This is a genomic window from Psychrobacter sp. FME13 (genome assembly GCF_014861395.1).
Lineage (GTDB): Bacteria > Pseudomonadota > Gammaproteobacteria > Pseudomonadales > Moraxellaceae > Psychrobacter.
Window position 1 is genome coordinate 1 of record NZ_RRYV01000201.1, and the last position, 4,758, is coordinate 4,758.

4 protein-coding genes and 1 pseudogene are annotated in these 4,758 nt (G+C 39.9%); 2 read left to right on the forward strand and 3 right to left on the reverse strand.

What is annotated here, in order from left to right; all coding sequences use genetic code 11:
• Nucleotides 1–65 precede the first annotated feature (65 nt).
• Nucleotides 66–362: pseudogene (locus EI164_RS14730) on the forward strand (CorA family divalent cation transporter); the annotation flags it as partial.
• 56 nt (nt 363–418) lie between these two features.
• Here the strand turns inward: EI164_RS14730 and EI164_RS14735 are convergent.
• From EI164_RS14735 to EI164_RS14745, 3 genes are all read right to left on the reverse strand, one after another.
• Nucleotides 419–1,765: a sensor histidine kinase gene (locus tag EI164_RS14735; RefSeq protein WP_192520669.1), complete on the reverse strand. Its 1,347-nt coding sequence runs from the start codon at nt 1,763–1,765 to the stop codon at nt 419–421.
• Between the two features lie 98 nt (nt 1,766–1,863).
• A complete protein-coding gene (locus EI164_RS14740; RefSeq protein WP_025651489.1) occupies nt 1,864–2,550 on the reverse strand; it encodes a response regulator transcription factor in 687 nt (228 codons plus the stop codon).
• Nucleotides 2,551–2,594: 44 nt separating this feature from the next.
• Nucleotides 2,595–4,277: a phosphoethanolamine transferase gene (locus EI164_RS14745; RefSeq protein ID WP_192520670.1), complete on the reverse strand. Its 1,683-nt coding sequence runs from the start codon at nt 4,275–4,277 to the stop codon at nt 2,595–2,597.
• A gap of 211 nt (nt 4,278–4,488) precedes the next feature.
• On the opposite strand from EI164_RS14745, the gene EI164_RS14750 reads away from it, so the two are divergent.
• Nucleotides 4,489–4,716 (forward strand): transposase, encoded by a 228-nt coding sequence (locus EI164_RS14750; protein WP_192520671.1) that lies wholly within the window; start codon nt 4,489–4,491, stop codon nt 4,714–4,716.
• Nucleotides 4,717–4,758 lie beyond the last annotated feature (42 nt).

The window sequence follows — 4,758 nt, forward strand, 5'->3', positions numbered from 1 at the left end:
AATTGTTTTATGATATTCATCCAAAACATAACTCTTTTGTAGTGCAGTGACTATATTTCACCGAACTTAAAGAGCAAGCCAACAATTTGATTGATGAAATTGATTTTGAGTTGTTTGAGCTTGATAGTAAAACCAATCTGATATTCTCAATTCAGGGCCATCGTTTGAATGAAATCATACGTACCTTGACCTTAGTGTCAGTGGTATTTATACCATTAACATTTTTGGTAGGCGTTTACGGTATGAATTTTGACTATATGCCTGAGTTAAAATGGAATGAGGGTTACTTTGCCTTGTGGGGTGTGATGGTAACATTGACTGTGGCCATCGTTGTGTATTTTAAAAGTAAGAAATGGTTTTAAACTGTACTGCTAACTTGTAATGTCTTAGGCTTTTAAAGATTGTTTATTAGTAGAATTTATTTATAATAAATACTAAACGTACTACCGCCTGCAGCATTAGCTTGATGGGTAAGTTGCCAGCCCATATGCGTTATGATGCGCTGAACAATACTTAGACCTAACCCTGTGCCATCAACCTTATAGCTCGTATAATCTTTTGACGAGAACTTATCAGTTAATTGCCCATCATTTTTCTTTTGCTCTAAACGCTCAAACCTTTCATAGAGTAGAGGCATCATCGCTTCAGGAATACCCAAGCCAGTATCGGTAACGGTGATTTTTTTATCGTCAATAATAATAACTACCTCACCCTCATCCGTGTATTGAAAGGCATTCTTTATTAAGTTGCCTAGTGCCATTTTTAGTAATTCAGGTCGTACGTAGGCAAAATACTCTTGTTCAGCGACTACTGCATAAGTCACAGTCTTATACCGTAGCAAATACTTTAAGCGTTCCACTTCATTGTTAGCAATGCTATTGATAGAGGTTTGCGGAGCGTCCAGTTTTTCAGGAGCACGCGAGAGTAGTAATAACGCGCTGATAATCTCAGAGGTCTCTTTAGCTGTAGTACTAATACGATTAGTAAACTCGCTCAAACGGCTATCGCCTTCTAATTGAGAAGCCAGTACTTCTGATGCACCCATAATAATCGTCAAAGGCGTGCGCAGCTCGTGGCTAACATCTCCAGTAAATAGCTGCTCACGTTTGAGATACTGCTCAAGCTTATGATTCTTCTCATCAATAGCGCGTGCTAATACGCCAACCTCGGAGGGCAAATGGGTCAATTCGGTTAAGTTTTGATGATCGGTTTCTACTGCTTTTTTTAAGTCTAATAAAGGTTTAGTAATTTGCCTAGAGGATAGCTGAGAAAATATTGCGGCAATTAGTAAGCTTAAAATAACGGCAACTCTTAAGGCATTGGCAAAGATGTCTTCTAGGTGTTCAAAAATGGCAAGGACAGGGTAGTTCCCCATTACCATCTCAGTGTCTTCTAAATAGGTTAAAACATAGCGTTGTTTATTTTGCTGATAGATGAAGAAATGTAGATTAGTTCTAACATTGCCATCTTTGGTGGGCACGGTTACGGGCATCTCTTGCACTGTCTCGGTTGCCAAAGCTTTTAAATTATCAGGTGCATGATTATAGCGATAAATTTTTATGCCCAGATCTGCAGTGTAGACAGGCTGATCGCCATCCTTTTCTTGACTAAGCTCTAGCTGTTGCAGTAAGCGAGCTTTGACCAACTCTTGCTCCATCCTTGTCTCAGCGTACATAAAAATACTGACGAAAGCAGCGCAAAGTAATATGGCAAATAAAAAATATGACAGTCGAAATTTATTAGCGATAGAGTCGAGGCTGAACATGGCATTTACTTCATAGTATAAGGTAGTAGAAAGAGGATAGGAGGTATAACTAGGACGACTCTTAATCAGATTGAGTCTGTAAATCGTACTAAGATATTCTACACTTTATCGGGATCAACAATTTGATAACCCACTCCAGGCATCGTCATTATCATAGGTCTGGCAAATGGCTTGTCGACTTGTACGCGCACACTATGCATATGAGTCCGTAGCGCATCGCTACTTGGAATATCCTCACCCCATACCTTTTCCTCAAGCTCACTTTTACTGACGACTCGTGGCGACGCATTCATTAATGTTTCTAAAATTTTAAACCCTGTTGGTGTCAGTTTTAGTGATGTACCTTCTCGTCTAATCGTGTGCTCATTAGCATTTAAGGATAATGGTCCGACAGCTAAGCTGTGCTCAAAATGCTCATCTTGGTGTCGACGGATAAGCGCTTTAATCCGTGATTCTAATTCAATGAGTGAGAAGGGTTTGACCAGATAATCATCAGCGCCACTATCGAAGCCTGCGACTTTATCCAAAATCGTATCACGAGCCGTCAGCATCAATACAGGGGTTTTATTATGTAGCTCTTCTCTCAGTTTTTTACATAGCTTGGTGCCGTCCATACCCGGCAGCATGACATCTAATAAAATAACGTCATAGCGATTATTTGCAGCGAGTGTTAAGCCGCTAATGCCATTATGAGCGTTGTCCAGCTCAAAACCTTTTGGTTCAAAAAAGGCATAAATATTGGCGACGATATCGGGATTGTCTTCGATGATGAGTATCTTGTACATAGTGGTCTCGTGCATAAATGCTAGCAGGGCTTATGATAAAGGTCTTAATGGGTAGATTTAAAGAAGGTTGGCGCTGCTGCTACCTCATCGGTAGTAATACCAAAAAAGTTAAGTAAAGTTGGGGTGATAAAGTCATGTGATACGGGCTGATCAATCATACTAACGAGACTACTTTTATCAATATTATTACTATTAGGTGACCAAATGATGACAGGCACCTGCTTTTGCGCATCAGGTGCGATAGCGTAGGGCATGCCATGCAAGTAAATATTATTCTCGCCTAAACTTTCGCCATGATCGCTAATATATACCATTATGACATCATAGTCCTGCTCATACTTTTTGAGCGTATTAATCACGTTATTTAAGAAGTAATCAGTATAACGAATGGCATTGTCATAAGCGTTGATGACGGATTGATCATCGCATTTAGAGAGCTCATTAGTCATGCATACAGGTTTGTACTCTTCAAATTCCTTAGGATAACGTTTGTAATAAGCGGGACCATGATTGCCCATTTGATGCAATAAAATAAGCGTATCTTTGGCAGGTGCATCTGACTTAATTAAAGTATCAAAACCGTCAAGCATACCGATATCATGACACTCCTCATCACAATTTGGATTGACATCAGCCGTCTTATAATCTTCAAAAGTTACTCGATCCGCGACCCCTTTAGAGCTCGAATTATTGTCGCGCCAAATAACATTGACGCCTTGCTTATTTAGTGTGTCTAATACGTTCTCATTATAGTCTGCCATATTATTGTCATAACTCTCTCGATTAGAGTAGCTAAACATACAGGGAACGGAGTAAGCAGTAGAGGTGCCACATGAGGTGGCATTTTTAAAGCTATAGACATCTGGTTGGCTAGTCAGCAGAGGCATAGTGTCGCGCTCATAGCCATTAAGACCGATATGATCAGCACGTACTGTTTCACCAACGACAAATACCATGAGTTTAGGCTTTGCTGCGTTAGTTCCAGCAGTAGGAGTTATACGTTTGGCATCTGTCGCATGCAGGGTCAATGTATCAGGACGACGAAGTTTCTCAACATAATCGGTACCTAATTTGATAACCGAGTAGATAGGAGTAATAGGGTTTGCGTAACTGCGGACTATCTTATGCTGACGGAAAAAGGTGGCGTATTGATCGCCAAAAGACAGTAGGCAGACAGCTATTAAGGCGATAGATGAGGTTAAGGTTAACGCTTTTTGCCATAGCGCTCGACGTATAGGTACTCTTTTTATGCGGATTTTAGCAATAATAACTGCGGGTATAATGCCTAGTATAAAGACTCTTGTAAAAAAACTTAGCGACATCAACCCCATCGCTTCACCTTGATCGGTTTGTATACTATTGATCAGCATATTAGTATCGAAAATAGTGCCATAAGCGTCAGTAAAATAGCCACATACGGCCGCTATCATTACCATAGCGATGAGCACTGGTTTAGCAATAGGACGATAGCAAAATAATTGGATGAGTAGCCACATTAAGCCGAACAATAAGCCTGCGATAGAAACTATGAAGCCAACGTTATTACCAAAAGGGTAAATGCTAAGCACTTGCGCGAAAAAACCAAAATTTGCAGTAGTGACTAAATAGAGCGCAACGATAATAATCAGATAGTTAAGATTAATTTCATGATTAAAAATGCTGTTTAGATAGCTTTTTTTGGTAGGAGCTTTGGTGATTTCAGTGCTAAGTGCTTGAGAGGTTGACATAACTAGGCTTCTCAACAGGATGGTAAGGAGTTTGATTCCTTACGATAACAAGAGGCCTGTTAAGAAGACGTTAAGATATTTGGGTTGAGTAATGCTTTAAGAAGATAATATATTCTTAAAAATAAATAGTTAGATAATAAGCTTAAGGATGCATAGGGAGTTTCCCAAACTCTGTGTAACTGCTTATAATCCACTAACAGGAGAATAAGCAATGACTACTCAATCTGACATCAAGAAACTGGCTGAGCAAATGGCCAGCAGCATGAAAAGCTTCGATGACATCAAAGACTTTCAAAAGCAGCTCATGCAGTCCTTCATCGACACTGCCTTAGAAGCAGAAATGGAAGAGCATCTCGGCTACCCCAAGCATGAAAAGGCAGACAGGCCTAATAAGCGCAATGGGCACACTAAAAAGAGAGTCCGTAGTGTAGTGGCATAATTAAATTGGACAACTGCTAAGAGGCTATACTAACCCAAAGAA